The sequence below is a fragment of the uncultured Caulobacter sp. genome, assembly GCF_937900395.1.
Lineage (GTDB): Bacteria > Pseudomonadota > Alphaproteobacteria > Caulobacterales > Caulobacteraceae > Caulobacter.
In genome coordinates, this window is record NZ_CALCDX010000240.1 from 1 (window position 1) to 26543 (window position 26543).

Here is a 26543-nt window from a genome sequence, read left to right on the forward strand (position 1 = left end):
GAGGGTCGGACGCGGCGCCGCGGCCGGCGCGGGCGGCGGCGGCGGCGCCGGCGAAGCCGGGGGCGGCGCGGTCAGCCGGACAAACGCCATCCCGGCCAAGCCGCCGATCAGGAAGACGTTGATGGCCGCCGAGACGGCCAGGGCGATCATCCAGGGACGCGATCCGTTCATCAGGCGTCCGGCTCGGCGATGGCGTCCTGCAGCGACGCGTTGGTGTCCACGGCCGTCACCACCGGCTCGACAGCGGCGGCGACGGCCACCGGCGCGGCGACCTGGGGCGAGCGCTCGACCGCGACGCCGACGAACACCCCGGCGAAGGCCGCCGCCGAAAGCCCCAGGGCGGCGGAGAGGCCCGCGATCCAGCGCGGTCCCGCCGCGGCGGGCCGCGGCGCGGCCGAGATCAGGCGGCCGATCAGCGCGGCGTCGGGGCTCTGGGCCGGCGCGAGATCCAGCAAGCGATCCAGTTGGGCGGCGGCGGCGAGCACCGGCGCCAGGCGCTCGGCCTGCCCCGCCAGCACGGCGCGCGCGGCCTCGCGCTCGCCTTCCGGCCAGCGGGCGATGTCGCCGCCATAGATCTCGGCCAGATCCTCGAACCTTTCGAGAGACATCATGACCACGCCTCCTTCATCCGCTCGCCCCCCGCAGATCCGCCAGCGACGCCTTCAACGCCCGGCGCCCCCGCGCGAGCAAGCTTTCCAGGGCCTCGACGCTGAGCTCCATCAGCGCCGCGGCCTCGATATTCCCAAGGCCTTGGTGGTGGCACAGCACGATCGCCTCGCGCTGACGCGGCGGCAGCGCCGCCAGCGCCGCCTCGACCCGCCGCGAGAGCTCCGCCCCCATCAAGCCCGCGTCCGGCGCGGGTCCGGTATCGACCTGCTCCGGCGGCGTATCGGTCGCGATCTCGCGCCGACGCCGCAGACGATCGTAGCACAGGTTCAGCGCCACCCGGTGCAGCCAGGTGTCGAACCGCGCCGCGCCGGGTCTCCAGGCCTTCGCCTGCTTCCAGGCCCGCAGAAACGTCTCCTGCGCCACGTCCTCGGCCTCGCCGGCGTCGTTCAGCATCCGCCGGGCCAGGGCCAGGATGCGCGGCAGGCGCCGGTCCAGCAGCTGTCGCACGGCGGTCGGCTCGCCTCGGCTCACCCCCGCCAGCAGCACCTCGTCGGGATCGTTCCCGTCGGACAAGCTTCAACCCGCCGCGCACGCCGCCATCAGACCCCGACCTTGGCCCTGCCGGACTTGGCCTGCAACTCCTCCAGCGTCAGGATCCCGTCGTTGTTGGCGTCCATGCGCTTGAACCGCATGGCCAGGACGTCGGCGGCCTCGGCCCGGGACAGCGAACCGTCCTTGTCCTTGTCGAAGCGCGCGAACATCCGTTTCCCGCGCTTGCCAGCCTTGGTCGCCTTGGCGTCGGCCTTGGCGTTGTTTTCGCGGAAGGCGGCGAACTCGTCGGGCGAGATCTTGCCGTCCTTGTTCGTATCCAGGCGCTCGAACATCTTGTCGGTGTTCTTGGCTTGGAACTGTTCGAGGGTCATCCCCGTGGGGGTCTGGCGCGCGGGGGGCGCGCTGGTCTGGGCCAGCGCGGGGGCCGCCAAGGCCAGCACGGCGCCGGCGGCGATCAGGGTGCGTTTGATCATCTGTCTCAAGGTCTCCGAAACTGGAAGGCCCGTCCCGGAGAGTGAAACGCGTGGACAGGGGGATTCCGTCGGAGGCTTGATCAATAAATCCCGACCTCCCCGGCGAATGCCGGGGCCCAGATTCATCCTGAGCGGTTTGGGTGGGCGCGCCGACCCTCTCGCGAACTTCTGCAGACGACGTGGGTTCGATCTGGGCCCCGGCATTCGCCGGGGAGATCGGCTGTAGGTTACCCCTTCACCACCGCCTCGTAAGCCGCCCTCGCCTCGGCCTTGGCCTTCGCCAGCTTCGGTTTCAGCGACTTGAACTGGGCCACGCCGCCGGCCTTGGCCAGCAGGGCCTTGAAGGCCTTGGGCTCGGCCTCCGGGTCGCCGCCGTCCTCCAGCGCCACCTTGATCAGCTGCGAGAGATCCTGCTCCAGCCGCCAGGCCGCCTCCAGCCGAGACAGCGCCCCCTCATCGGCGAGGGCCGCCTCGCGCAGGGCCGCCAAGGCCTCGCCGGTGTTCTGGCGCAGGGGGCCGCCCGCCGCGGCGTGGGCCAGTTGCAGGAACTGGGCGGCGAACTCGATGTCCACCAGGCCGCCGGGATCGAGCTTCAGGTCCCAGTCGCCCTTGCCCGGTCGCTCGCGCTCCATCAGCTGGCGCATCTCGACGACATCGGCGGCGGTCTTCTTGGGATCGCGCGCCCGGCGCAGCGCCGCCGCGATCGCCCCTTCGGCCCGTTCCCGGAACGCTTCGGAGCTGGCCCAGACCACCCGCGCGCGGGTCAGGGCCAGGAGCTCCCAGGTCTCGGCCTCGCGCTCGTAATAGTCCTCGAAGGCCGCGAAGCTGACCGCCACCGGCCCCTTGGTCCCGGAGGGCCGGAGCTTCAGGTCGACCTCGTACAGCGTCCCCTCCCCCGTGGGCGCCGACAGGGCCGAGGTTAGGCGCTGGGTGAAGCGCGCGTAGAAGACGTCGGCGCTCCACTCCTTGACCGCCGACATCCCCGCGGGATCGTCGGCGGCGTAGAGGGTCATCAGGTCCAGGTCCGACTTGGCGGTCATTTCGCGCGAGCCGGCCTTGCCCAGGGCCACCACCGCCACCTGGCCCGGGAAGGCGCCGCCCAGCCGCTCGACCTCGGCCAGGGCCGCGGGCGCCAGGCCACCGATGATCAGGTCGGCCAGCTCCGCGAACGCTCGGCCGATATCGCGGGCGTCGGCCGTGCCGCTCATCACCCGCACCCCGATCCGGAAGCTCTGGTCGCGGAACAGGCGGCGCGCGGCGTCCATCGCGCCCTCGAAGTCCTCGGGATCCCACGGCGCGACGGCGGGCGTCTCGATCGGACCGAAGAAGCTGGGGTCCAAGAGGGCGTCCAGCGCCGTCGGCCGCTTGGCCATGGTGGTCGCCAGGCGCGGGGCGAAGGCCATGACCTCGACGATCAGCTCGAACAGGCGCGGCTGGGCCAGGAACAGCGACTGGATCTGCACGCCCGAGCTCAGGCGGCTGAAGAAGTCGGCGAAGCGGTTGAAGGCCTGGTCCGGCGCGCCGGTGGCGTTGGCGGCGTCCAACAGGCGCGGGGCCAGGCGCGTGAACAACTCGCGCCCCCGCTCGGTGCGGGTGGCGGCGATATGGCCGTGGTGCCAGCCGCGGATGGTGGCGGCGACGCGCTCGGGGCTGGAGAAGCCCATGCGCTTGAGGGTCGCCAGGGTCTCGGGATCGTCGTCGACGCCGGTGAAGACCAGGCTGCCGAAGCGCGAGGACAGCTCCTCCTCGCCCGCGAACAGGCGGCCGTAGCGCAGGTTGACGCCCTTCAGGACCTTGCCGACGGCGGCGTCGAAGCTGCGCAGATTGCCCTCGCCCCACAGCGCGGCAACGCGCTTGCGGTCGGTGTCGGAGTCCGGGAGCTTGTGAGTCTGGTCGTCGGCGATCATCTGGGCGCGGTGCTCCAGCGCCCGCAGGTCCTTGTAGGCCTTGGTCAGCCAGGCGGCGTCCTCGGGCGTCACGTGGCCGGCTTCCGACAGCGCCTTCAGGGCGTCCAGCGTGCGCGGGCTGCGCAGGTCGGGCTGGCGGCCACCCAGGATTAGCTGCTGGGTCTGGACGAAGAACTCGATCTCACGGATGCCGCCCCGGCCCAGCTTCAGGTCCGCGCCCTTGGCGGTCAGGCGGTCGTCGACCTTGTAGGTGTGGATCTGGCGCTTGATCGAGTGGATGTCGGCGATCGCCGCGAAATCGAGGTTCCGCCGCCAGATGAACGGCTGCAGCTCCGCCAGGAAGGCCGCTCCCTCGGCCAGGTCGCCAGCGGCGATGCGCGCCTTGATGTGCGCCGCGCGCTCCCAGTTCTGGCCGACGCTCTCGTAGTAGTCCATGGCCGCGTCGACCGGCATGGCCGGCGGGGTCGAGGACGGGTCGGGGCGCAGGCGCAGGTCGATGCGGAAGACATAGCCGTCGCCGGTCCGCTCCTGCAGGATCCGGCCCAGGTGGTTGGCGATCCGCACCGCCACGGCCTGGGGCTCGTGCCCCTCGGTCACCGGCAGCTTCTCGGGCGCGTAGAAGATCGAGAAGTCGATGTCGCTGGAATAGTTCAGCTCGAACGCGCCGTGCTTGCCCATGGCGACGCAGAACAGGCCCGGCGCGGGGCCGTCCTCGCCGTCGCCGACGTGGGTCAGGGCGCCGCGATCGACCTCCTGGCGCACGGCCTGGGCCAGGGCGGCGTGGAGCACGGCGTCGGCGAAGCGCGTCAGGGCGCCGGTCACCTGGTCGAGGTCCCAGACCCCGGACAGGTCGCACAGCGCCGTCAGCAGGTGCAGGTCGGCCTTCAGCTCCCGCAGCACCCGGCGAGCGGTTTCGAAGTCCGGCTCGGCGCCCACGGCCTCGGCGGCGTCCAGGATTTGCGCCAGACGCGCCTCCGGCTCGGCCTCCAGGATCGACGGCAGCCGCACGCCGTCGCGCCGCGCCAGGCTGGTCAGGTAGGGCGAGGCGGCGAACACCGGGGCCAGGGCCGGCCAGGCGGCCTCGACGACCGCAAAGGCCTCGCCGACCCGCTTGGCGATCGCCTCGTAGGCGCGCTCGGCGGCCTTGGGATCGACGATGGGGCCGCAGGGCGTCAGCTGGTCAGCGAGGCGAGTCATGGCGGCACCGTCGCGCGCCTTGCTCTCTGGAACAAGACTCCGGCTTGACGCGGGATATTACAGTTGTAACCATCACATCCGAGGAAACGGCAGGAACCGCCCGAGGATGATCGAGCTCTTCGCCCTAGCCCTGATCCGCGCCCAGGTGGCGGCCGCCGCGGCGGTGCTGCTGATCATCGCCCTAAGGCCGTTCGCGCGCCGGCTGTTCGGGCCTCGCCGGGCCTATGGCCTCTGGATCATCGCGCCGGCCGCCGCCGCCGCCGCCTTCTTCCCCAGCCTGGCCGAGACCATGGACCTGGGCGCGCCGGCTCGGCCGCTGGGCGTCTGGGCGCCCAAGCTGGTGATGCTGTGGCTGGCCGGCTGCGCGATCGCCACGGCGATCCTGGTGCTGCGCGAGCACCTGTTCCGCCGCAAGGTCCGCCAGGGCCTGGCCGGTCCCGCCGTCATGGGCGCGCTGTGGCCGCGCATCGTGCTCCCCGCCGACTTCGCCCAGCGCTTCGACGCCCGCGAGCGCGAGATGATCCAGCTGCACGAGCGCACCCACATCAATCGCGGCGACCCAATCGCCAACCTCGCCATCGCCGTCTTCGGCGTCCTGGGCTGGTGCAATCCGCTGGTGGCGCTCGCCCAGCGCCTGGTGCGCATCGATCAGGAGCTGGCCTGCGACGCCACGGTCGTGGCCCTGCGCTCAAACATCCGGGCCGACTACGCCAAGGCCCTGATGAAGGCGCAGCTCAGCGTCTCGACCTCGCCGCTGGCCTGTGGTTGGGCGACTCATCCGCTGATCCTGCGCGTCTCGCTGCTGAACCGCGGCGAGCCTAGCCTGACCCGCGACATCGCTGGGTTCCTGACCATGACCTTTCTGGCCGTCGCGGCCATGGCGATCGTCTGGAGCGTTGCCCCGCGCGGACCCGACTACAGCGACATGCCGCCGGCCTATACGCCGCAGATGGATCCCTATACCGGCGCGATCACCTGGGTGGCGGAGACCCCGTAGGGCGTAAGAGCGCCCCTCCGTCACGCCGCTTCGCGTCGCGACACCTCCCCCGCTTCGCGGGTGAGGAGGACGTCATCCTCCCCCGTGCAACGGGGGAGGTGGATCGGCGCCGACAGGCGACGAGACGGAGGGGGGCGCTTAAGCCCGCCCCCTATTCCACCCGCGGCAGCACCAGGGCCACGCGCAGGCCAGGACCCGTGCCGTTGTACTCGCCAGGCCCTTCCGCCAGCTCCAGCCGCCCGCCGTGCGAGGCGGCCACGGCCTGGACCAGCGACAGGCCAAGGCCGGCGCCGGGCTCGCTGCGGCTGTTCTCCAGGCGCACGAAGCGCTGGACCACCCGGGCGCGGTCGGCCTCGGGCACGCCGGGGCCGGTGTCGGTGACCGAGAACTCCAGTTCGCCCGACGAGGTGCGCCGCGCGCGCAGCATGATCGCCCCGCCCTCGGGCGTGTATTTGATGGCGTTGTCGAGGATGTTGGCCAGGGCCTGGGCCAGGAACTCGCGGTTGCCCTTGATCGACAGGGCCGGCGTGATCTCGGCCTTGAAGTCGAGGCCCTTGTCCTCGCAGGACAGCTCGTAGAGCTCGGCCATGTCGCCGGCCAGCTCCGAGGCGTCGAACACCCGCTGGTCGGGGGCCGAGCCGGCGGCCTGCAGGCGGGCGATGGCCAGCACGGCGTTGAAGGTCTTCAACACCCCGTCGGCGTCGGCCAGCGCCGTCTCCAAGGCCGCGACCGGATCGCCCTTGCCGTTCTCGGCGTCGATCAGGGCGACCTCCATGCGGGCGCGCAGGCGGGTGAGCGGCGAGCGCAGGTCGTGGGCGATGGCGTCGCCGGCGTGGCGCAGGCCGCCCATCAGGCGCTCGATCCGGTCGAGCATGTCGTTCAGGCCCTCGGCCAGCTCGTCGTACTCGTCACGGGCGCCGCGAATCTTGGCCCGGGCGTGCAGGTCGCCCGCGCGCACGTCGTTGACCACATCCACCAGCCCCTGCATCGAGCGGCTGACATTGCGGCTGATCACCACCCCGCCCGCCAACCCCAACAGGATGACCAGCGCCCCGGCGCCCCACAGCGCCCGGACGATCTTGCGGACATAGGCCTCGGAGGCGTCGACGTCGGCGCCGACAAACAGGATCTCGCCGTGGTCGAGGCGCTGCTGAACGCCGCGCGCGGCGGCCTTGACCTCGGCCCCGTCGGGATCGGTCTCGGTGACCTTGAAACTGGCCCATTCGGGACCGTCGCCGGAGAAGTTGGCGATCGGCGATTCCTCGATCGAGCCCGAGATGCGCTTGCCGGTGTTGTCGGCCAGGAAATAGAGGAACGGCCGCTCGCCGGTCGCCCGCTCGACGATGGTCTGGTTTAGGGCGTCGACGCCGCCTTGGCGGTAGGCCGCCTCAAGGCTCTCGAACTCGCGGCTGATCTCGGCCTGGGCGCGCCGGTTCACCTCGCCCGCCGTGGCCACGTAGATATAGCCCAGAAAGGCGCTGGCCGCCGCGGCGAACAACGCCAGGAACAGCAAGGTCAGCCGGAACGGCGTGGTGCGGAGAAGGCGCGGCAGACGCATGGTGTCGTAGGCGCTAAGGCCTCCTCGGGTCCGACCTCGTTGGAGCTCGGAGCATTGAAATCTCCAACCTTCCCGGCGAAGGCCGGGATCCAGATTCAGCCTGAGCGAAAATCCAGTCCGGCGCCGCTCGGCCCTTCGATCTGGGCCCCGGCCTTCGCCGGGGAGATCGGATGAAAGTTACGGATCCAGCCGGTAGCCGGCGCCGCGCACGGTCTGCAGCATGGCCCGATCGAAGCCTTTATCGATCTTGCTGCGCAGGCGCGAGATGTGCACGTCGATGACGTTGGTCTGGGGGTCGAAGTGATACTCCCAGACCTTCTCCAGCAGCATGGTGCGAGTCACCGACTGGCCGGCGTGGCGCATCATGAATTCCAGCAGCTGGAACTCGCGCGGCTGCAGGTCGATCTCCTTGCCCTGGCGATGGACCGTCCGGTTGATCAGGTTCATTTCCAGTTCGCCCACCTTGAGGGTGGTCGCGACGGCGCCCGTCTCGCGGCGGCGCGACAGAGCCTCGACCCGGGCCATCAGCTCGGGGAAGGCGTAGGGCTTGACCAGATAGTCGTCGGCGCCGGCGCGCAGGCCGGTGACGCGGTCGTTGACCTCGCCCAGGGCCGACAGAAACAGCACCGGCGTCTGGTCGCCCTCGCGGCGCAGGGTCTCGACCACGGTGACGCCGTCCATCTTCGGCATCATGCGGTCGACGACCAGGACGTCGAAGCCGCCCTTCTGAGCCACGCCCAGGCCGGCCTCGCCGTCGGGCGCATGCTCGACCTCATAGCCGGCCTCCTTCAGGCCGTGCGCCATGGCGCCGGCGGCTTCCAGGTCGTCTTCGATAATCAGAATACGCATCAGCGAGCCCCTCATGCGCGCGGACAGACAAGTTGGACGATCGACGTTCAACCGATTCTGCGCCAGCGCGCGATAGTTGCTTCGGAAATACCGCTTTCGGCGACCCGCGTAACTTAAACCTTGGTCAGAAACGAAAAAGCCCCGCTCCGGCGCACCGGAGCGGGGCTCTGTCGTTAAAAGGCCGATCCGCCTACGGCGCGATCTTCAGCGGAACGAAGACCGGGCGGTTCTGGCGGATGACCTTCGCCAGGACAGCGGTGCGGCCAGCCTTCTTGGCGGACGCGACGGCCGCGTTGACCTCGGCCGCGCTGGTGACCGCCACGCCGTTGATGTTGGCCAGGACATCGCCCTTCGCCAGGCCCTTCTCGCCCGCGTCGCTGTCGCCCTTCACCCCAGCGATCAGCAGACCCTTGATCTCGCTGTCGATCTTGTAGGTGTCGCGAGCGGCCTGGTCGATCGGCGCCAAGGTCAGGCCCAGGGCGTCGACCCGCTGGTTGGCGGGCTTGCCCGGGCTGGGGGCGGCGCCGCCCTCCTGATCCTGATCGTCGTCATTGACCGCCAGGGAGTTCTCCGACGGGCGCGTGCCCGAGCGGACGTCGACGACCCGCGGCTTGCCGTCGCGGATGATCGACATCTTGATGATCTCGCCAGGACGGGCCTTGGACACTTCGCGGGTCAGTTCCGAGCGGTCGGCGACCTTGACGCCGTTGACGCCCACCAGGATGTCGTCGGGCAGCAGGCCGGCCTTGGCGGCCGGGCCGCCGGCGACGACCTCGGCGACGATCGCGCCCTTGACGTCCTTCAGGCCCAGCGCCTCGGCCGATTCCGCGCTGAAGTCCTGGATGCTGACGCCGATGTAGCCGCGCACCACCTTGCCAGCGGCGATCAGCTGCTTGGCGGTGTCCTCCGCGACGTCGGCGGGAATGGCGAAACCGATGCCGACCGAGCCGCCCGACGGCGAGTAGATGGCGCTGTTGACGCCGATCACCCGGCCGTAGATGTCGAAGCTGGGACCACCCGAATTGCCGCGGTTAATCGGGGCGTCGATCTGGATGTAGTCGACGAACGACGAGGTGGTGTCGCCCAGGTTACGGCCATAGGCCGAGATAATGCCCGCCGTGGCGGTGCCGCCCAGGCCGAACGGATTGCCGATCGTGATGACCCAGTCGCCAACGCGCGGCTTGGCCTGGTTCTCGAAGTTCACATACGGGAAATCGCCGGTCTTGGCCTTGGGATCGACGACCTTGATCACCGCCAGGTCGGTGCCTTCGTCGCGGCCGACCAGGGTGGCCTTAAGCTCGCGGCCGTCCTTCATCACCACCTGGATATCGTCGGCGTCGGCGACGACGTGGTTGTTGGTGACGATATAGCCGTCGGCGGAGATGAAGAAGCCCGAGCCGGCCGACTGCTGCTTCGGCGTGGCGGGCGTGTCGCCGTCATCGCCGTCCTGGCCTGGACCGGGGGCCTTCTTGCCGCGCGGCACGATGTCGAAGCCTTCGAAGCCGGGGATGCGCAGCGGTTGCGGGGAGGCCTTGGAGGTCACGTTGATCTGGACGACCGCGGGCGAAACCTTCTCGAAGATGTCGGCGAACGACATCGGCGCGCCGGGCGGCGGCGCGAAAGCCGGGGCGCTGGCCACGCTGGTGCGGACGGCCGGGGCTTCCGCGGCGGCGGTCCCCATGCGCATCCCCACGCCGGCCAAGGCCGCGCAGGCGACGCCCGCGCCTGCCACGGCGCCCACAATGAAACCCGACTTCCTAGCGGTCATTCTCGTCTTTCCTCACCCGCGCGTCGCCACGCGGTCCCTTATGCCTCAACCCGCGCCAGCGCGGTCCCTTTGACCTCAGAACCTAGTCCGGCGCGTAAAAGGTGCAATGGCTTCGACCCAATCTTTACGCCCCGGCTAGAGCTTCTTGCGGCCCCTTTTCGGCGCAATCGTGTCAATCGTCTTGGAGCAGACGCTTCAGGCGCTCTTCCTCGTCCTGCGAAAGCTCGCCGTCTGCTGGCGCGCGCCGACGCAGAAGCCCGACCATGAGGACGCCGCCGATCAGCAGAATGCCCACCGGAGCCAGCCACAGCACGGCGTTGCCGGCCGAGAACGGCGGCTTCAGCAGCACGAACTCGCCATAGCGCTCGACCAGGAAAGCGCGGATTTCGGAATCGCTGCGGCCGGCCTTGACCTGCTCGCGGACAATTCGCCGCAGATCGCCGGCCAGTTGGGCCTCGGAGTCGTCGATCGACTCGTTCTGGCAGACCAGACAGCGCACCTCGCGGAACAGAGCGCGGGCGTGGGCCTCCTGCGCCGGATCGGCCAGGCGCTCGGACGGCTCGGAGGCGCCGGCCGTCAAGGCGATGGCGCAGAGGGCGACGGCGGCCGTCTTGAGCTTGCGGATCACGACACCGTCTCCTGCGCCCGACGCCCGACGCCCAGCCGCACCCGGCGGTCCGATAGCGAGACGACGCCGCCCACGGCCATCAGCAGCGGCCCCAGGAAGATCAGCCGGACCCACGGGTTCACATAGGCGCGGATCAGCCAGGCGGGCTTGCCGTCCTCGCCCGCCCTGCGCTCGCCCATCACGACATAGATGTCGTTGAGAACGCTGGGGCAGATCGAGACCTCCGAGGTGGTCTGGCCGCCGGTGGGATAGAAGCGGCGCTCGGGCGCGGCGAGGCAGACCAGCCGGCCCGCCTTGTCGACCACCTTCACGACGCCGCGCTCGGCCAGATAGTTCGGCCCCTCGACCGTGCCGACCTTGGTCAGGGTCAGGGTGTAGGCGCCCAGCGGCTGGCTACCGTTCAGGCTCAGGGCCTGAGCCGCCTCGACGCGCCAGGCGGTCTCGAATGAGGCGCCGAGCACGAAGATCCCCAGGCCCGCGTGGGCCAGGGTCGTGCCCCAGGCGCCGCGCGGCAGGCCGCGGGCGCGGCGGGCGCTCTCGGCGGCGGGCGCGCGGAACAGCTTCAGGCGCTCGGCTAGCTCCAGCAGCGCGCCGCCGATCAGCCAGAAGCCGACGACGAGGCCGCCGCTGGCCAGGGCCTTGCGCGGCTGGACGACGGCGTAGGCGATCAGGCCCAGCACGACGGCGGCGGCCAGGACCACCCACAGCTTGCGGGCTGCGCCGCCGGCGTCGCCGCGCTTCCAGGCCAGGAGCGGCCCGGCCGGCAGAACCGCGAAGGCCAGGATCATCAGCGGCACGAAGGTCAGGTTGAAGAACGGCGCGCCGACCGAGACGGCCTCGCCGTCCATGGCCTCGCGGATCAGCGGGAACAGGGTGCCCAGCAGCACCACCGCCGTCGCGGTCGACAGCAGGATGTTGTTGAGAACGATCGCGCTCTCGCGGCTGATCGTGCGGAACTGGCCGCCAGGATTGAGGCTGGGCGCGCGGAGGGCGAACAGCAGGAAGCCCGCGCCGGCCGCGACGCCCATCATGATCAGCAGCAGCACGCCGCGGGTCGGATCGACGGCGAAGGCGTGGACGCTGGTCAGCACGCCCGAGCGCACCAGGAAGGCGCCCAGCATCGAGAAGGTGAAGGCCGCCAGGGCCAGGAAGGCCGTCCAGCCCGGCAGGGCGCCGCGCTTCTCGGTGACGATGGCCGAGTGCAGCAGCGCCGCGCCGATCAGCCAGGGCATAAAGCTGGCGTTCTCGACCGGGTCCCAGAACCACCAGCCGCCCCAGCCCAGCTCGTAATAGGCCCAGAAGGCGCCCAGGGTGATGCCGACGGTCAGCAGGCTCCAGGCCGCCAGGGTCCAGGGCCGCACCCAGCGGGCCCAGGCCGCGTCGATGCGGCCCTCGATCAGCGCCGCCAGCGACAGCGAATAGACCACCGAGAAGCCGACATAGCCGGCGTAGAGGAACGGCGGGTGGAAGGCCAGGGCCGGGTCCTGCAGCAGCGGATTGAGCGAGCGCCCTTCGATCGGCGCGTCCAGAAGGCGCTCCATCGGGTTCGAGGCGAACACCGTGTAGGCCAGGAAGAGGACGCCCAGCGCGCCCTGGATCGCGATGGCGTAGGCCCGCAGGCGCGGCGGCAGGCTGTCGCCGAAGAAGGCCGTGGCCGCGCCGTAGCCCGTCAGCACCAGGCACCACAGCAGCATCGAGCCCTCGTGGCTGCCCCAGGCGCCGGCCACCTTGTAGAGCATCGGCTTGGCCGTGTGCGAGTTGGCCGCGACGTTGGCGACCGAGAAGTCCGAGACCACGAAGGCGTGGATCAGGCAGGCGAAGGCGACGGCCACGGCCAGGAACACCGCGACGGCCGCGCCGCGTCCCGCGCCGGCCAGCACCACGGATCGCCGCGCGCCGCCGACCGCCGACAGGCCGGTCTGGGCGACCGACAGCATCAGCGCCAGGACGAGGGCGAATGCGCCAAGCTCGGTGATCATTGGAACTCTCCCCTTCTCCCCTTGCGGGAGAAGGTGGCTGGCGGAGCCAGACGGATGAGGGGTCGCGCGGACAGGATCGAGAAACCCCTCATCCGTCGCTGCGCGACACCTTCTCCCGCTAGGGGAGAAGGGAACCGAAGGGCGATCATTGCTGATACCCCGGATAGGAAGGTTTAGCGCCCCCGCCGCGCCACTCGCCCTGCTTCTTCAGCGCCTTGGCGACGTCGCGCGGCATGTAGCGCTCGTCGTGCTTGGCCAGCACCTGCTTGGCGACGAAGACGCCCTGGTCGTCGAAGGTCCCCTCGGCGACGATCCCCTGCCCTTCGCGGAACAGGTCAGGCAGGTCGCCATGATAGACAACCTTCGCCGAGGCCTTCTGATCGGCGACCACGAATTCGACATTGCCGTCCGGGTGCTTGACCACGCTGCCGTGCTGGACGAGGCCGCCCAGCTGCACCTTGCGGCCCGGCTTGACGTGCGCCTCCTGGGCCTGGGCCGGCGTGTAGAACAGCGAGATGCTGTCGCGCATGCCGTACAGCGCCAGACCCACGGCCAGGGCCAGCACCGGCGCGACGGCCAGCAGGACGGTCAGGCGCCGGCGCGCCTTGCGGGATTTCGGCCAGAAGCTCATTTCGCGATCTTTTGGTCTTTGGTCTGGCCGGCCATGTTGGCCTGCGGGGGCGTATCGGCGGCCTGGCGCAGGGCCGACAGCACCTTGGGCTGGTCCTTGAAGCGGGCGGAGGCGGTCGCCAGGGCCGCGTCGCGCTTGGCGGTCTCGCCCAGCACGGCGTAGGCGCGAACGAGCCGCACCCAGCCGTCCGGATCGTCGGGCGATTGGGCCAGGCGGGCCGCCAGGCCCTCGACCATGCCGGCGATCATGCCCTGCACCTGCGGGTTCTCCGACGCTGTCGGCTGAACCGAGGGAAGGCCGCCGGCGGCCTCGACGTCGGCGATCTCGCGGCCCAGCGCCGTGCGCGCCGGATCGTTGGGGGCGAGGCTGTTCAACAGCGCGCGCCAGTCTCCGACGCCGCCGGCCACGTCGCCCTCGGCGATGCGGGCGCGGCCCAGATAGTAGCGGGCCCGCAGGTCCTTCGGGTCGGCCTTCAGCGCGCGGCTGAAGGCCAGCTTGGCGTCGGCGCCGATGTCGCCCTTGGCCTCGATGACGAACGTCTCACCCAGCAGGCTCCAGATGTCGGCGCGGTTCGGGGCGCGGTCCACCGCGCGGCGCAGGGCCTGTTCGGCGCCCGCCATGTCGCCGGCGGCCGCCCGGGCCTTGGCCAGGAACACCAGCGGCTCGGCGTCGTTCGGGCGCTCGGCCGCGACGCCTTCCAGCACGGCGGCGATCTGGGCGGGCTGCAGCAACGCCGGGTCGGCGGCCTTCCATTCGGCGACGCGCTTGGCGTAGGGCTGGTCGGGCAACTCGGGATGGCCAAGCCAGACATAGAGGCCCACGCCCGCGACGCAGGCGGCGCCGGCGATGGCGACGACCGCCTTGCGCGCGGCGACGCCGCCCCGCTCCCAGGTCTCGGCCTGGTCGGCGGCGGCCAGCAGGCCTCGGCCCGCCTCGGCGCGGGCGGCCTTCAGCTCGTCCTGCGCCAAAAGGCCGTCCATGGCCAGGCGTTCGACCTCGGCCAGGCGGCGGCGATGCGGCTCCAGCCGGGCCTGGGCGTCGTCTACGGGCCGGGCCCGCGCGGCGCCGCGCAGCACCAGCCCCGCGGTCACGGCCGACAGCCCGGTCGCGGCGATCCAGAATGCGATCATGATGCGGGTGTTAGCTTGTTCTGAGGCCGGCCGTTAGTGGGAAAAGCGCTTAAGGGCGTCAAGCCGCGCCTTCCGAACGGCATAAGCAAGACTCCCGACCTCCCCGGCGAATGCCGGGGCCCAGATTCATCCTGAGAGGCTTGGGGTGACGCGCCGTCTGCCTACGCCATACGTTTGATGTCGTGGGCTCGATCTGGATCCCGGCATTCGCCGGGAAGATCGGAAGGGATTGATCAGGCCGCGATCGCCGCGGCGGCGCGGCGGCGGACGATCTCGGCGGTCTTGTCGTCGCGGGTGTAGGCGATGAAGCTGGCGGCGACGTTCAGATAGTCCATAGCGATGGCCGGATCGCCGCCGTCGCCGGTGCGGGCCACGTGCAGGACGTCCTCGATATACGGGTCGAGATAGGCGTTCAGCTTCTCGAGGAACTTGTTGCGGCTGCTGCCATAACCCGCCTTGTCGGCGCAGGGCCGCAGGTCGGCGATAAAGGCCAGCCCGCCTCGGGCCCGGTCCAGCATGGCCTCGTCGGGCGGGGCGACCAGCTTGGCCACGCCGCGCGCGCCCTTCTTGGCCAGCATCGAGATCGGCCGGGTCGGCAACGCCTTGCCCAGTTCACGCTCGATCTGGTCCATCCGCGTTTCGCAGGCCTTGGCCATGGTCTGCTTGAAGCGCGCCACGCGTCGGCCCCAGGGACCGTCCTTGTTGAGATCCACCGACTGCTGGAACTCGACGATCTGCAGCTGCACCTTCTGGGCGCGCAGGGCGGCCTCGCGGCCCGCCGCCTCGCCGCCGCCGAAGTCGAAGGTCTCGACATGAGCGATCGACGCTTCGATGTCGGCCAGGAAGCGCTCGCCAAGGCCCTTGACCTCGGACGAGGCCAGATAGCGATCGCTCGGCCGATCCATCACCGCCGAGATCACGCGCAGGATGCGCCACTCGTCGGGCAGATGGGCCGACAGGATGTCCAGCAGCAGCGGCCCGGCGTCCTCGCGGATACGGCAGGCGTCGGCATAGGCCAGCCGCGCGGCGGCGGCCCGCTCGTCCGACATCCGGCTGACCCATTCCGACAGCCGAGGCAGGCAGGTGCGGACGATCGGCGCCAGCTGCAGGCACATGGCCAGCTCTTCGGGATCGCAGAGCGAGCGGACGCTGTCGAAGGCGGCGTTCTCGGGATCGCGCAGCGCCGCCGCGCCGATCTTGCACAGCTCGTCGAAGACCAGGGGGGAGCCTTGATCGAGGTCCCAGGGATTGCACTTGGCCGCCGCTTCCTGGGCCTCGCGCGGGGCGATGCCGCGCAGGGCGCGCCAGGTTCGCGCCAGCACCGGCGGGGGAAAGGCGATGGCCCCCTCCTCGCGCTTGGCGCACAGGGGGACGATCGGGGCCAACACGCTGTTACGGACGAAGCGGTTGGCGGTCTCTTCCTCGACCAGCTCGCGCACGGGCGCGAAAATGCTCTGGGCGCTGGTCCCCGCCAGGGCCAGCTCCAGGCTGCGCAGCGCCGCATCCGGCGCGGTCTCCACCAGCGTCCGGATCAGCTGCAGTTTATGGGCGGCTATGGCGGCCATTGTTCCCCATGTCGGTCCATGCAACCGACAGTTCCATCAACCATGTTCGGATCGAGGTTAAGGATTTCCGAAACGCGATAAAAATCGCGTCTGGGGCCCGGACGCTCATCGCGCCGAAAGCTCAAGCTTGTAAGCGGTTTAGCCGCTGTTCGCGGGCGCGGGGCCTACCGCGACGCCGGGTCGCGATCGCTCAGGTTTCGGCCCGCGGCAGATCGAGCATGACCCGCAATCCGCCCAATGGCGATTCACCAAGCTGGATAGAGCCGCCATAGGCGCGGGCCAGTTCGTCGACGATCGATAGACCCAGGCCCGAGCCGGGCGCGTTCTCGTCCAGCCTCTGGCCGCGCTTCAGCGCCTGGGCCCGCTCCTCGGGCGGCAGACCAGGACCATCATCGTCGACGGTGACGATCATCCGCGTCTCACCCGACGGCGCGGCGTCGACTCGGATCTTGCCGCGGCACCACTTGCCGGCGTTCTCCATGACGTTGCCGACCAGTTCCAAGAGGTCCTGCTTCTCGCCCTGGAAGGCCAGGTCCTCGGGGCAGCGCCAGTCGATCTCGATCCCCCGCCCATCCGCCTTGTCCTGGAAGATCCGCTCCAGGGTGACGGCCAACTCGTCCAGGATCGGCTCGACCGGCGTGCGCTCGCCGCTGGTCTGGGAGCGGGCGGCGGCGCGGGCGCGGCGCAGGTGGTGGTCGACCTGCTCGCGCATGGTCTGGGCCTGGCGCTCGACCACCTCGGCCAGCTGGCCCGGCTGTTGGTTGGCCTCGGTCAGCATCACCGAGATCGGCGTCTTCAGCGCGTGGGCCAGATTGCCGACGTGGGTCCGCTGGCGCTCGACGACCTCTTGGTTGTGCGCCAGCAGGGCGTTGAGCTCGGTCGCCAGCGGCGACAACTCCTCGGGATATACGCCCTCGACGCGCTCGGCCTTGCCGCGCCGGACCGACGCCACCTCGCGGCGCAGGCGGAACAGCGGCTGCAGGCCAAAGCGCACCTGCACCACCATGCCCAGGATCAGGCCGCCGCCCAGGATCAGCAGGGCGAAAGCGGTGATGCGCGCGAAGCGGTCGGCGTCGGCGTCGATCGGCGAGCGGTCCTCGGCGGCCAGGAACACGACGGGGTCCGGATAGCCCGGCAGGCGCGTCAGGATGGCGGCGGCGCGCAGCGGCTTGTCCTGCGGGCCGCGCATGTCGAAGTACTGGGTCTTGCCGGGCGCGGCGTCCAGCTTGTCGATCTGGGCCGAGGACAGCATCAGGTCGCTGTCGAACAGCGAGCGCGAGCGCTCGATCGGCTTCATCGATCCGTCGGGCGACTTATCGAGAATGACCCAGTAGCGGCCGGAATAGGCGCGCGTGGCCCGGATATCGGTCAGGAACGGCGCCTTCAGCACGCCGCCCTCGACCGTCGAGCCCGCATAGAGGTCGTCGGTCAGCACCGCCAGCGACTGGTCGAACCGCCGGATGGCCGCGCCGCGGAACTGGGCGGTCAGGAACACTCCGGCGATCACCACGACCAGCAGGGTCCAGATCCCGGCGATCAGGATCAGGCGGCGGACCAGCGAACGGCGGCGCAGGTCCAACAAAAGGCTAGGCCGCGTCTTCGCCGGGCAGCGGCGCCAGGCGATAGCCCAGGCCCCGGACGGTCTCGATCCGCTCGGCGCCCAGCTTTTTACGCAGGCGGCCGATGAACACCTCGATGGTGTTGCTGTCGCGGTCGAAGTCCTGGTCGTACAGGTGCTCGACCAGCTCGGTGCGGCCGATCACCCGGCCCTGGTGCATCATCATGTAGTGCAGCAGGCGGTATTCCAGCGAGGTCAGGCGCAGCGGCTCGCCATTGACGCTGGCGCGCGCGGCGCGCGGGTCCAAGCGCAGGGCGCCGCACGACAACGACGGCGCGGCGTGGCCGGCCGAGCGGCGAAGCAGGGCGCGCAGGCGGGCCAGCAGCTCCTCGGTATGGAACGGCTTGGCCAGATAGTCGTCGGCGCCCGCGTCGAAGCCGGCGACCTTGTCGCTCCAGGCGCCGCGCGCGGTCAGGATCAGGACGGGCGTCGTGACATTGCCGCGCCGCCAGCGCTCTAGCACCGACACGCCGTCCACCTTGGGCAGGCCGAGATCGAGGATCACGGCGTCATAGGGCTCGGTCTCGCCCAGGAACTGGGCTTCCTCGCCATCGGGGGCGTGGTCGACGGCGTAGCCGGCGTCGGCCAGGGCCAGCTTCAGCTGGCGCGTCAGATCGGGATCGTCCTCGACGAGCAGGATGCGCATGGGTCCTCGAAAACTCCTCAGCCCCCGCTGATGATCTGTCCGGTCTCGGCGTCGACGATGAAGTCGATGCGGCGGCCGTCGGCCGTGGCCCAGCGGACGCGGTAGTTGCGGCCCTCGAGGCCGGCGTCCAGCACCCGCCCCGGCACGCGGCGCGAGATCATCTCGATCACCCGCGACAGCGGCACCAGCCGACCCGACTGCACGCCGCCCCGCGCCTCGTCCTGCTGCGCGCGCCAGTCGGCGCCCAGCGAGTCGGGCCCACGACGCTGCGCCGACGCCGCGCCCGGAAGGGCGGCGGCCAGCGCGGCGGCGACGAGGATGACGCGGATCGTTTTCATGCTCTCCGGTCTAACGGAACGCGGCTGAATGGAGACTGAACGCCCAGCTTATGAACGGGCTGCGTCGTTCTGTCACGGTCGGACGGCGAAGATCACACACTCAGGAGCGCCTTCAGCTTCGCGCGCGCTTCGGCCAACACTGGCGCGGGCGCTACGCCCTTGCGCGTCGCCCGGCGAGCAACCCAGTCAACGCTCTTGATCTGGTCAGCCAACACGACACTTGGGGAAGGGCCGGGCACGACCACCTCGAAAGGATAGCCCTTCACGCGGCTAGTCATTGGGCAGCAAAGCATCATGCCCCGCTTGCCGTTGTAGGCCGAGGGCGAAAGCACCAGCGCTGGACGGTGGCCAGCCTGCTCGTGGCCTGCCTGCGGATCGAACTGCAGCCACACGATATCGCCGGCGTCGGGAACGTACCGCGCGCTCACCAGAACTCCTTGCCGACCACATCGCCAAAGTCGATGTCTTCGTGGAACGTCTCAGGCTCCATTTCGGCGAGCATGGCGTCGAGATCATACTCGGGCGCCCGGATCGGCTCGATGATAATCCGGCCGTTCTCCTCTCGCACATCGACGGCCTGGTCTATCGCGATGTCGGCGGCCGCCATCACTCGGGCCGGGATCCGGACCGAGGCGCTGTTGCCCCACTTCTTCACGATCACCTGCATGGCCGATCTCCTCGCGAACCAAGATCAGCCTACCAGCGCAATGTGTCAACAAATGTCGAGACATTGCCGGTAGCTTTGCCGACGCCCGCCTACTTCCGCTTCGGCGTGTAAGGCTTCTGCTCGCGCCAGGCCTGGGCGAATTTCTCGAGGTCCTGGTCGACCGTCTCGGGCAGGGTGACGACGAGGCGCGCCAAGAGGTCGCCGCGCTTGCCCTTGGCGTCGGCGAAGCCCCGACCCTTCAGGCGCAGGGTCTGGCCGCTGTTGCTGCCCTTGGGAACGTTCAGCATCACATTGCCGTCCGGCGTGGGCGCCTCGACCTTGCCGCCCAGCACCGCGTCGGGGACCGAGATCGGCAGGTCCATGACCAGCGCCTCGCCCTCGCGGCGGTAGATCGGGTGCGGCTTGATCACCAGCTCGATCATGGCGTCGCCCGCGCCGCCGCGGCCCGGGCTGCCCTGCCCTTTCAGGCGCAGGGTCTGGCCTTCCTGGGCGCCGGCCGGGATGGTCACGTCGATCGTGCGGCCGTCCGAGAAGGCCACGCGCTTCTTGCCGCCCTTGATCGCCTCTTCCAGGTCGATCTCGAGACGCGCCTTCACGTCGGCGCCGCGCGGAGCGAAGCCGCCGGTCTGGCCGCCGCCGCCAAAGGGACCGCGACCGCCGCCGAACATGCCGCCGAACAGGTCCGACAGGTCGATCTCCGGCCCCTCGTCGACGCGGAAGCCGCCCCGGCCGAAGCCGCCGGCGTTGAACGGGCCGTTGCCGGGTTGGCCGCCGAAGCCGCGCATGGTCTCGCGGCCATCGGCGTCGATCTGGCCCAGGTCGAACTTCTTGCGTTTCTCGGCGTCGCCCAGGATGTCGAAGGCGGCGCTGACCTGCTTGAACTTCTCCTCGGCCTTCTTGTCGCCGGGGTTCGCGTCGGGGTGATGCTGCTTGGCGAGCTTGCGGAACGCCTTGCGGATCTCGTCCGCGCTCGCGGTGCGGGAAACGCCGAGTTCCTGATAGGGGTCACGCGCCAAGGAAGGTCCTCATCGAGCTGGCTTAGAGCTTAGGCAAGTGGGGGTAACGCCCTCCATCTAGAACGTCCAGCGCCCCGCGCAAGACTTGATGTGGCATTTTTATCACAACCCTATCGTCACTACCGCGCCCCAGCCGTAGAGCGCGTCCGCCTGAGCGATCTCCAGGCGCGCCCCGGTCGGCGGCGCGTCGCTCGCTCGCATGGCGGCGGTGTAGACAAAGACCGGCGCCGACACCTCGACTTCCCGCAGCACCGAGGCGCCGTCCAGCACGCGGACACGGTAGCGCTCGACGCCCTCGACCAGCGGGACCTCGCCCGCCCAGACATCGCCGCCGGTCCGGGCGCGGCGGATCCAAGAGAGCTGGAGGTCGCCGCCGACCATCCGCGCGCGCAGATGCGTCGGGGCCAGCGGGCGCAGCGCTCGACCGGTCCAGACCACCGTCGTCTCGGCGGCGCCCGCCGGAGGACCGCCAGCCAGAGCCGCGCGGACCTTCAGCGGAACCCCGCGCTCGAAGGCCGCGACCTCCATCGGGACCACCGCCTCGTCCAGTAGCACGACCGCCGCGCCGGTCAGGATCGTCGTCGCGCTCGCCGCCCCGTCACGCTGACCGCGCAGCAGGCCAGAGAGCCGCCACACGTCGGGCGACAGCAGCGCCGCGTCGCGGAAGCCGATCACTTCCCAGCTTCCATCGCCGGCCATGATGGCCAGGCTGTTGCGGCCCGCCAGCATCGCGCCCAGCGAAACCGAGGACAGGCTGGTTCCCTCCATCCGCACCGTCAGGGCGCCCAGGCAATCGACGCGATGTGGCGAGGCCGGCGCGAGATCCGTCAGGGTCACGCCCAGGGTGGCTGGCTGAGTCAGGCGCGCCCTGACGCTGAGCGTGTCGAGGTCCGGGCCGGCGTGGATCTCCAGCGGACGCCAAGGCTCGCTCGCGGCGGCGACCAGCGGCCGGGCGTCGTCCGCCAGGGCGCCGTTCGACGGCAGGTCCAGCACCAACAGCGCCGCCGGCGGCGGCGGCTCGCGCGGCGGAGCCGGCGTCCAGTCGAGACCGCCGCCGACGCCTTGCCCGGCGACGACCGGGACCAGGGTCGCGTGCGGTCGCTCGTCGAGATCCAGGCGCGCCACCCGCCAGGCGCCGCCGTCGTGGGCCAGGCGGTCGCCGGGCTCCAGGCGCAGGGCCGCGGAGGGCGAGAGGTGGAGGATCCGCGAGCGCCGCGCGGCCTCGTCGGCGGCCAGCATCCGACGGGCGCAGGCTTCCGCGTCTGGCGCGGCCAGCACGATCGGCGCGTCGGCGTCTCGGGTTCCCTCGCCCTGCTCGCGGCGCACGACCACCGCCCCGACCTGGTAGTCGCGGCCGGCGTCCAGGAAGCGCAGGCGCAGGGCCTCGGCGGTGGGCTCCAGCACGCGGGTCTCGCGCTCGACAGGGCCGTCGTCGGGGCGGACCAGATCGCTTTCGGCCAGCGCGCCCGCCACGCGGCCGGACCGCGCCATCATCCGCACGTGGTCGCCGCGCTCGACGGGATCCAGGGCGAAGGCCTCCGTCAGGGGCGCGAGCGCGTCGCGCAGGCGCATGGGCCGATCGACGACGTAACCGCCCACTGAACCGCCCGCCTCGCCGGGGTCGATCGAGACGCCGGCCCGCGCGCTCAGGGCCCGGATCAGCTCCGGCAGCGGCGCGATCCCGGCGCGGCCGGTCAGCCAGTGCCCCAGGGTCCACGAGCTTCCGTCCGCCCAGACGTCCGACCGCGCCGGGAAATCCGGAAACGGCCGCGCGTCCCAGCACCAGGCGCTGGCCGCCTCGACCATCGGCCCGCCATAGACCGGCGAGACCGGATTGGCGGTCGGCTCGTCCAGCCAGGCCAGCACCGCCTCCAGGCAGCGCCGCTGGCCGAAGTCGTCGCGCTCGCCGGTCGAGTACGGCGGCAGGAAGCTCTCGGAGCTCTTCGGATCGATAAAGAGGTTCGGCGAATTGCTGCCCTTGTCGACGGCGGGACAGCCGAACTCGGTCAGGCGGATCGGCTTGGACCGCGGGACCCAGGCCGTCGGCGTCGCCGACCGCACGCCGCCGGGGCGGTCGTGGTGAGGGTTGCTCCACCACGACTTCAGGTCCTTGGCGCGGAACATCCAGGCCTCGCCGTGGGCGCCGTCGGCGATCGGCGTGCGGATCTGGGCGTCTCGGGCGGTCGGGCTGGCGTAGAACCAGTCGAAGTTCTCACCGCCGGTCAGGCCCGCGCGCAGATAGGCCGGGTCGTGCGGGCCCAAGAAGCCGGCGGCGGCGTCCAGATGGGTCTCGCCCTCGCGCCAGTCGGTGATCGGCGGATACCAGTCGACGCCGACGAAATCGATGTTCGGATCGGCCCACAGGGGATCGAGATGGAACACCGCATGGCCGCTTCCGTCGGCGGGCTGATGCCCAAAGTATTCGCTCCAGTCGGCGGCGTAGCCGAGCTTGGTCGAGGCGCCCAGCACGGCGCGGACCTCCGCGGCCAGAGCCTTCAGCTTGGCGACCGCCGGATAGGCGCCGCCCGGTCCGCGCGTCGTGGTGACCCCGCGCAGCTCCGAACCGATGACAAAGCCGTCCACCCCTCCGGCTTGGGCCGCGAGGCTCGCCTGGTGCAGCACCATCCGCCGCAGCCCCCATTCGCCGTCGAAGAAGGCGTTGACCTGGGCGGTCGCCGCCGCAGTTCCATCCGCGCCCGCCTCGCAGGCGATCCGGCCTCGCCAGGGATAGGCGGGCTGGCCTGGCGGGGTGTCCATCAGGATGAACGGATAGAGCGTGACCTTCAGCCCGCGCCGCTTCAGCTCGGCGATCGCCTGCAGCACCACCGCGTCGGCCGGGGTGCCGCCATAGGCGGGCTTGCCGTCCTTCAGCGAGACCAGATGCGCGCCCGAGCGCTCCACGCCCGCCACGCTCCAGGCGATCGGCAGGGTGTCCTTGCTCGACTGCTCCACCCCCGGCCGGATCTGGCACTGGCCGCAGCGCAGGTCGGACCCGAACCAGGCCACGACCAGGGTGACGTGGTCGACGTTCGGCAGTTGCGCCTGCAACTGGTCTAGCGCCACGACGATATCCGCGCGGCCGTCGGCGTTATGGACGCTCTCGCTGGCTGTCCGGGTGAGACCTTCGCGGCGCAGGACCGCTTCGGTCGCATAGACGAACTCGCCCGCGCCGGGGATCAGGCAAACGCCCTTCAGCCGCTCCTCAAGCCCCGGCGGATCGCCGGGCGTGCGCGGCCGGCGGAAGACCTCGAAAGACAACTGGGGCGGGCGATTGCCAAACGGCTCCAGCGGCAGGTCCTCGAACACCACATAGGCCACGCCGCGATAGGCCGGCGCCTGGCCCTCGATCGCGGCGATCAGCGGATCGGGCGCCTGATCCTCGCTCCCCAGGTGGACGCGCATCGTGGCCCCGGAGAGGTCCATCACCCGTCCGTCGGCCCAGACGCGGCCGATCCCGTCGATCGGCCCTTCGGCCACGGCGACGGCGAACGAGAGGCTGTAGGCGTAGGACGTCGTCTTCTGGCCTTTTGATCCGCCGACGCGGCCCTCGACCCGCTTCTCGCGAAACCGCGCGGCCCAGATCACCTGGCCGCCGACCCGCGCCCGGCCGAACACGCACGGCAGCGCCGCGCCCTCGGCCGCGCCGGTCAGTCGCAGCTCGGGGATGCGCGGACCGATCTGGCGGGCCGGCGACAGGGCCGAGAGCGCGGCCTGGTCGACCGCCGCCCCCAGCGCCGCCCCGGCCACGGCCCCCAGCGGTCCGCCGATCGCCGCGCCGACGCTGGAGAGGATGACTTGAGCCATTTGAACTTTCTCCTCCGGCTTCCCCGGCGAATGCCGGGGCCCAGATCGAACCCACGGACAAAGCGGGTTCTGCTCCGCCATCGGGCGCGAGCACCTCTGACTCTCAGGCTGAATCTGGGCCCCGGCGTTCGCCGGGGAGGTCGGGTGTTTGGGGGATTGGAAAACGGAAAGCCGCGACCAGGCGCTCGCGCCACCAGCGGCCCAGCGCGCTTTCGACGCAGGCCCGGCCCCAATAGGCGTGGATGATGCGGTCCGGGCCGGAGAGGATCGCGCAGTGCTTGGCGACCGCGCCGGGCGCCATGCGGAAGACGAGGACGTCGCCGGGACGGCCCGCGGACAGCGGCAGAGGCGTCAGCCAGCGGCCGAACGCTTCCAGCAGGAGTTCCCGCTCGCCGACCTCGGCCCAGTCGGGGCGGTAGGGCGGCGGGGTTTCGGGCTCGGCGCCGTGGATCGCGCGCCACACACCGCGCACCAGGCCCAGGCAGTCGCAGCCCGCGCCCAGGGTCGAGGCCTGGTGGCGGTAGGGGGTGCCGAGCCAGCGGCGGGCTTCTTGGACAACGAGATCCTCCCCCGCAATGCGGGGGAGGTGGCCCAGAGGGCCGGAGGGGGCTAGCTCTGATAATTTCCAGCTTGCCCCCTCAGTCGCTCCGCGACAGCTCCCCCGCATCGCGGGGGAGCATCTGCTCCTCCTCACCGCCGCCCGCCGTCGTTGCGCTCGCCCTCGACGGGGTACAGCGTGAGAAAGTCCTCGCCGGGCGACGTGGGGAAGCCTCGGAAGTTCACGCCATTGGCGAACACGCCGACACAGGTCGTCCAGCGCTTGTCACAGGTCGCGCCGGGATGGGCCGAGAGATCGGCGCCGCAGCGCGCGTCGCCCAGCCTTGCGTCGCACAGGCGCGTGAACGTCCGCCCCGCCACCCGCTCCAGAGCCGCGGCCGGACCTGCCAGGGTCGCCTTGAACGCCTGGCCCTCGCGGCTCAGCGCGGCGATCGTCGCGGTCCACAGGCGGACGAGGCGCGACGGCGCGCTCCAGTCGACGCGCAGCGCCGAGACCCTGGCGCCGTCATAGAGCCCCGCGTCGAGGTCGCCTTCCGAAATCCCCGCGTCGTCCAGCACGCCCAGAGCGGCCGCCTGCCCCGGCGCGTAGCCGACCCCGGCTTCGCTGGCGCCGGGGCTCCAGCCGCCGCCGACCCGGCAGGTGACGCCGTCGACGACGAGGTCGCGGTCGTGGTCGGTGAAGCCCAGCTTCACGCCGTCAGCCCGTTCGACGATCCAGACGTGGCACAGGCGGGAGAGGTCCAGCCCTTCCAGCAGCGCTCGCATCAGTCGCGCACCTCGATCAGGGCGCAGGCGCTGACGCGGCCGGCCGAGAAGCCTTCCAGAGCGATGTCCAGTCGATCGGTGTCGAAGCGCACCGGCGTGTCGAACTCGAAGCCCGCCGTCACCGCCGCGCCGGCGGCCGGGGCAGTCGACAGCGTGACGAGGCCGGTCGCCGCATCGACCGAATAGGCGCCCGCCGCCAGGGCGACTCCGGCCACCGCGACCTTGACCGTACCGCCGACCGGCTTGGCGATCGACCGCGCCAAGGCCGTCGGGCCTGTTCCATAGGTCTTGGTCAGCTGGAAGACCTTACGGCTTCCATCGCCGGTTCCGATCGGCTGGTCCGTGGCCGCCGGCTGGGCCGAGGGCGCGCAGGACTTGAAGTCGGCCGGATCCCGAAACCGGAAGCCCGCCAGCCGCCCGCGCCGCGCCTCGAAGAAGGCCAGCAGCTCGGCCAGCTCATCCAGAGGGCGAGCGGCGGTGGCGATCAGGTAGCGACGGCGGCCGCGCGTCCAGGCGCTGGTCCGCTGCTCGGCGCCCGAGGCCAGGGCGACGATGTCGGTGCGCCACTCGACGCCGCCGGCGCAGCCGAACGCCAGACGCGCGGGCAGGCGCGCCTCATGGAACTCGCTCATGGCGATCCTCACGAAAAGGTTTTGCGGAATTTGACGAGAAGCGGAGCCGTACGAGGCCGAACGCGATTAAGTCTTGGTCATGACCCGCTTTTCACTTCATCAGCGGGTCTTCGGCTCCTACCTATGGAGTCGAGATTGGAGATCGATATGGATTGGAAGACCCTGTTCCTGTCGCCGGAGGGCCGCATCGGCCGCCAGGCGTTCTGGATCGGCTGGCTGGTCCTGCTGGGCGTCAACATCGCGCTGGGCTGGCTGCCCGTCATTGGCGCGGTGATCAGCTTGGCGACGATCTATTCCAGCGTCTGCATCCACGCCAAGCGGCTGCACGACATGGGTCAGACCGGCTGGTGGCAGGTGCTGCCGTGGGTGCTGGGTCCGGTCCTGATCATGGGCTCGGCCCTGTCGATCGGCGTCATGCCGGCCATCGCGGCCCTGACCAGCGGCGAGCCTGAACTGGCGGCCCTGACCGCCCTGGGCGGCTTCTTCATCTCGTGCTTCATCGCCTTCGCCATCTGGCTGGCCTTCACGCTCTGGGTCGGCTGCAGCCTGGGCCAGCCGCGCGACAACCAGTACGGCCCGCCCCCGCCGAACACGGCCGCGGTGGCGCTGTAGGGGCCGCTCTGACTGATCCTCAGCGTCTATTCAGTCGCCTTCCT

The 26543-nt window shown here is 70.6% G+C and carries 24 protein-coding genes; 2 read left to right on the forward strand and 22 right to left on the reverse strand.

Annotated features, from left to right (window positions below; genetic code table 11):
* Nucleotides 1-170: 170 nt before the first annotated feature.
* From Q0379_RS21635 to Q0379_RS21650, 4 genes are all read right to left on the reverse strand, one after another.
* Nucleotides 171-611, reverse strand: coding sequence for a hypothetical protein (locus Q0379_RS21635; RefSeq protein WP_299016619.1), 441 nt, complete (start codon nucleotides 609-611; stop codon nucleotides 171-173).
* Nucleotides 612-624: 13 nt separating this feature from the next.
* Nucleotides 625-1182: an RNA polymerase sigma factor gene (locus tag Q0379_RS21640; RefSeq protein ID WP_299016621.1), complete on the reverse strand. Its 558-nt coding sequence runs from the start codon at nucleotides 1180-1182 to the stop codon at nucleotides 625-627.
* A gap of 26 nt (nucleotides 1183-1208) precedes the next feature.
* On the reverse strand, nucleotides 1209-1634 hold the full coding sequence (locus Q0379_RS21645; protein WP_299016623.1) for an EF-hand domain-containing protein: 426 nt from the start codon (nucleotides 1632-1634) through the stop codon (nucleotides 1209-1211).
* Nucleotides 1635-1861: 227 nt separating this feature from the next.
* Complete coding sequence (locus tag Q0379_RS21650) at nucleotides 1862-4738, reverse strand: bifunctional [glutamine synthetase] adenylyltransferase/[glutamine synthetase]-adenylyl-L-tyrosine phosphorylase (RefSeq protein WP_299016626.1); 2877 nt, start codon at nucleotides 4736-4738, stop codon at nucleotides 1862-1864.
* Between the two features lie 106 nt (nucleotides 4739-4844).
* On the opposite strand from Q0379_RS21650, the gene Q0379_RS21655 reads away from it, so the two are divergent.
* Entirely contained in the window at nucleotides 4845-5735 is an 891-nt protein-coding gene (locus Q0379_RS21655; protein WP_299016628.1) for a M56 family metallopeptidase, read from the forward strand.
* Between the two features lie 151 nt (nucleotides 5736-5886).
* On the opposite strand, the gene uczS is transcribed toward Q0379_RS21655, so the two are convergent.
* From uczS to Q0379_RS21745, 18 genes are all read right to left on the reverse strand, one after another.
* Nucleotides 5887-7293 (reverse strand): two-component system sensor histidine kinase UczS, encoded by a 1407-nt coding sequence (gene uczS, locus Q0379_RS21660; RefSeq protein ID WP_299016631.1) that lies wholly within the window; start codon nucleotides 7291-7293, stop codon nucleotides 5887-5889.
* 177 nt (nucleotides 7294-7470) lie between these two features.
* Nucleotides 7471-8142 (reverse strand): two-component system response regulator UczR, encoded by a 672-nt coding sequence (gene uczR / locus Q0379_RS21665; RefSeq protein WP_299016634.1) that lies wholly within the window; start codon nucleotides 8140-8142, stop codon nucleotides 7471-7473.
* Nucleotides 8143-8332: 190 nt separating this feature from the next.
* Nucleotides 8333-9910: a Do family serine endopeptidase gene (locus Q0379_RS21670; protein WP_299016636.1), complete on the reverse strand. Its 1578-nt coding sequence runs from the start codon at nucleotides 9908-9910 to the stop codon at nucleotides 8333-8335.
* 172 nt (nucleotides 9911-10082) lie between these two features.
* Nucleotides 10083-10535, reverse strand: a complete 453-nt coding sequence (locus Q0379_RS21675) for a cytochrome c-type biogenesis protein (RefSeq protein ID WP_299016752.1) — start codon at nucleotides 10533-10535, stop codon at nucleotides 10083-10085.
* On the reverse strand, nucleotides 10535-12517 hold the full coding sequence (locus tag Q0379_RS21680; RefSeq protein WP_299016638.1) for a heme lyase CcmF/NrfE family subunit: 1983 nt from the start codon (nucleotides 12515-12517) through the stop codon (nucleotides 10535-10537). Before Q0379_RS21680 ends, Q0379_RS21675 begins: the two co-directional genes overlap by 1 nt.
* A gap of 145 nt (nucleotides 12518-12662) precedes the next feature.
* Nucleotides 12663-13148 carry a cytochrome c maturation protein CcmE gene (gene ccmE, locus Q0379_RS21685; protein WP_299016640.1) on the reverse strand — a complete coding sequence of 162 codons (486 nt, stop codon included), beginning with the start codon at nucleotides 13146-13148 and terminating at the stop codon, nucleotides 12663-12665.
* The gene (gene ccmI / locus Q0379_RS21690; protein ID WP_299016642.1) at nucleotides 13145-14278 is read right to left on the reverse strand and encodes a c-type cytochrome biogenesis protein CcmI; all 1134 of its coding nucleotides are present in this window, start codon (nucleotides 14276-14278) and stop codon (nucleotides 13145-13147) included. The genes ccmE and ccmI overlap by 4 nt, the downstream gene beginning before the upstream one ends.
* Before the next feature lie 233 nt (nucleotides 14279-14511).
* Nucleotides 14512-15843, reverse strand: coding sequence for a hypothetical protein (locus Q0379_RS21695; protein WP_299016644.1), 1332 nt, complete (start codon nucleotides 15841-15843; stop codon nucleotides 14512-14514).
* A gap of 190 nt (nucleotides 15844-16033) precedes the next feature.
* A complete protein-coding gene (locus Q0379_RS21700; protein ID WP_299016646.1) occupies nucleotides 16034-17425 on the reverse strand; it encodes an ATP-binding protein in 1392 nt (463 codons plus the stop codon).
* Nucleotides 17426-17429: 4 nt separating this feature from the next.
* On the reverse strand, nucleotides 17430-18107 hold the full coding sequence (locus Q0379_RS21705; RefSeq protein ID WP_099538388.1) for a response regulator transcription factor: 678 nt from the start codon (nucleotides 18105-18107) through the stop codon (nucleotides 17430-17432).
* A gap of 17 nt (nucleotides 18108-18124) precedes the next feature.
* Nucleotides 18125-18445, reverse strand: a complete 321-nt coding sequence (locus Q0379_RS21710; RefSeq protein WP_066680169.1) for a PepSY domain-containing protein — start codon at nucleotides 18443-18445, stop codon at nucleotides 18125-18127.
* Between the two features lie 92 nt (nucleotides 18446-18537).
* Nucleotides 18538-18873 (reverse strand): endoribonuclease MazF, encoded by a 336-nt coding sequence (mazF, locus tag Q0379_RS21715; RefSeq protein ID WP_066680171.1) that lies wholly within the window; start codon nucleotides 18871-18873, stop codon nucleotides 18538-18540.
* Nucleotides 18870-19112 (reverse strand): AbrB/MazE/SpoVT family DNA-binding domain-containing protein, encoded by a 243-nt coding sequence (locus Q0379_RS21720; protein WP_299016650.1) that lies wholly within the window; start codon nucleotides 19110-19112, stop codon nucleotides 18870-18872. Before Q0379_RS21720 ends, mazF begins: the two co-directional genes overlap by 4 nt.
* Nucleotides 19113-19201: 89 nt before the next feature.
* Nucleotides 19202-20128: a J domain-containing protein gene (locus Q0379_RS21725; protein ID WP_299016653.1), complete on the reverse strand. Its 927-nt coding sequence runs from the start codon at nucleotides 20126-20128 to the stop codon at nucleotides 19202-19204.
* 102 nt (nucleotides 20129-20230) lie between these two features.
* Entirely contained in the window at nucleotides 20231-23932 is a 3702-nt protein-coding gene (locus Q0379_RS21730) for a glycoside hydrolase/phage tail family protein (protein WP_299016656.1), read from the reverse strand.
* 103 nt (nucleotides 23933-24035) lie between these two features.
* The gene (locus Q0379_RS21735) at nucleotides 24036-24599 is read right to left on the reverse strand and encodes an NlpC/P60 family protein (RefSeq protein ID WP_299016659.1); all 564 of its coding nucleotides are present in this window, start codon (nucleotides 24597-24599) and stop codon (nucleotides 24036-24038) included.
* 23 nt (nucleotides 24600-24622) lie between these two features.
* On the reverse strand, nucleotides 24623-25255 hold the full coding sequence (locus Q0379_RS21740) for a DUF2163 domain-containing protein (protein ID WP_299016661.1): 633 nt from the start codon (nucleotides 25253-25255) through the stop codon (nucleotides 24623-24625).
* Nucleotides 25255-25887, reverse strand: coding sequence for a DUF2460 domain-containing protein (locus Q0379_RS21745; RefSeq protein ID WP_299016662.1), 633 nt, complete (start codon nucleotides 25885-25887; stop codon nucleotides 25255-25257). Before Q0379_RS21745 ends, Q0379_RS21740 begins: the two co-directional genes overlap by 1 nt.
* Before the next feature lie 147 nt (nucleotides 25888-26034).
* Here Q0379_RS21745 and Q0379_RS21750 point away from each other — a divergent pair, with 147 nt between their 5' ends.
* Nucleotides 26035-26499, forward strand: a complete 465-nt coding sequence (locus Q0379_RS21750; RefSeq protein WP_299016664.1) for a DUF805 domain-containing protein — start codon at nucleotides 26035-26037, stop codon at nucleotides 26497-26499.
* The last annotated feature ends 44 nt before the right edge of the window (nucleotides 26500-26543 follow it).

Bases quoted from the DNA above. Each gene is read 5' to 3' on its own strand.
- Q0379_RS21635 (WP_299016619.1), bottom strand. From the start codon at position 611: ATGATGTCTCTCGAAAGGTTCGAGGATCTGGCCGAGATCTATGGCGGC.
- Q0379_RS21645 (WP_299016623.1), bottom strand. From the start codon at position 1,634: ATGATCAAACGCACCCTGATCGCCGCCGGCGCCGTGCTGGCCTTGGCG.
- Q0379_RS21650 (WP_299016626.1), bottom strand. From the start codon at position 4,738: ATGACTCGCCTCGCTGACCAGCTGACGCCCTGCGGCCCCATCGTCGAT.
- Q0379_RS21655 (WP_299016628.1), top strand. From the start codon at position 4,845: ATGATCGAGCTCTTCGCCCTAGCCCTGATCCGCGCCCAGGTGGCGGCC.
- uczS (WP_299016631.1), bottom strand. From the start codon at position 7,293: ATGCGTCTGCCGCGCCTTCTCCGCACCACGCCGTTCCGGCTGACCTTG.
- uczR (WP_299016634.1), bottom strand. From the start codon at position 8,142: ATGCGTATTCTGATTATCGAAGACGACCTGGAAGCCGCCGGCGCCATG.
- Q0379_RS21670 (WP_299016636.1), bottom strand. From the start codon at position 9,910: ATGACCGCTAGGAAGTCGGGTTTCATTGTGGGCGCCGTGGCAGGCGCG.
- Q0379_RS21680 (WP_299016638.1), bottom strand. From the start codon at position 12,517: ATGATCACCGAGCTTGGCGCATTCGCCCTCGTCCTGGCGCTGATGCTG.
- ccmE (WP_299016640.1), bottom strand. From the start codon at position 13,148: ATGAGCTTCTGGCCGAAATCCCGCAAGGCGCGCCGGCGCCTGACCGTC.
- ccmI (WP_299016642.1), bottom strand. From the start codon at position 14,278: ATGATCGCATTCTGGATCGCCGCGACCGGGCTGTCGGCCGTGACCGCG.
- Q0379_RS21695 (WP_299016644.1), bottom strand. From the start codon at position 15,843: ATGGCCGCCATAGCCGCCCATAAACTGCAGCTGATCCGGACGCTGGTG.
- Q0379_RS21705 (WP_099538388.1), bottom strand. From the start codon at position 18,107: ATGCGCATCCTGCTCGTCGAGGACGATCCCGATCTGACGCGCCAGCTG.
- Q0379_RS21710 (WP_066680169.1), bottom strand. From the start codon at position 18,445: ATGAAAACGATCCGCGTCATCCTCGTCGCCGCCGCGCTGGCCGCCGCC.
- Q0379_RS21720 (WP_299016650.1), bottom strand. From the start codon at position 19,112: ATGCAGGTGATCGTGAAGAAGTGGGGCAACAGCGCCTCGGTCCGGATC.
- Q0379_RS21730 (WP_299016656.1), bottom strand. From the start codon at position 23,932: ATGGCTCAAGTCATCCTCTCCAGCGTCGGCGCGGCGATCGGCGGACCG.
- Q0379_RS21735 (WP_299016659.1), bottom strand. From the start codon at position 24,599: ATGCGGGGGAGCTGTCGCGGAGCGACTGAGGGGGCAAGCTGGAAATTA.
- Q0379_RS21740 (WP_299016661.1), bottom strand. From the start codon at position 25,255: ATGCGAGCGCTGCTGGAAGGGCTGGACCTCTCCCGCCTGTGCCACGTC.
- Q0379_RS21745 (WP_299016662.1), bottom strand. From the start codon at position 25,887: ATGAGCGAGTTCCATGAGGCGCGCCTGCCCGCGCGTCTGGCGTTCGGC.
- Q0379_RS21750 (WP_299016664.1), top strand. From the start codon at position 26,035: ATGGATTGGAAGACCCTGTTCCTGTCGCCGGAGGGCCGCATCGGCCGC.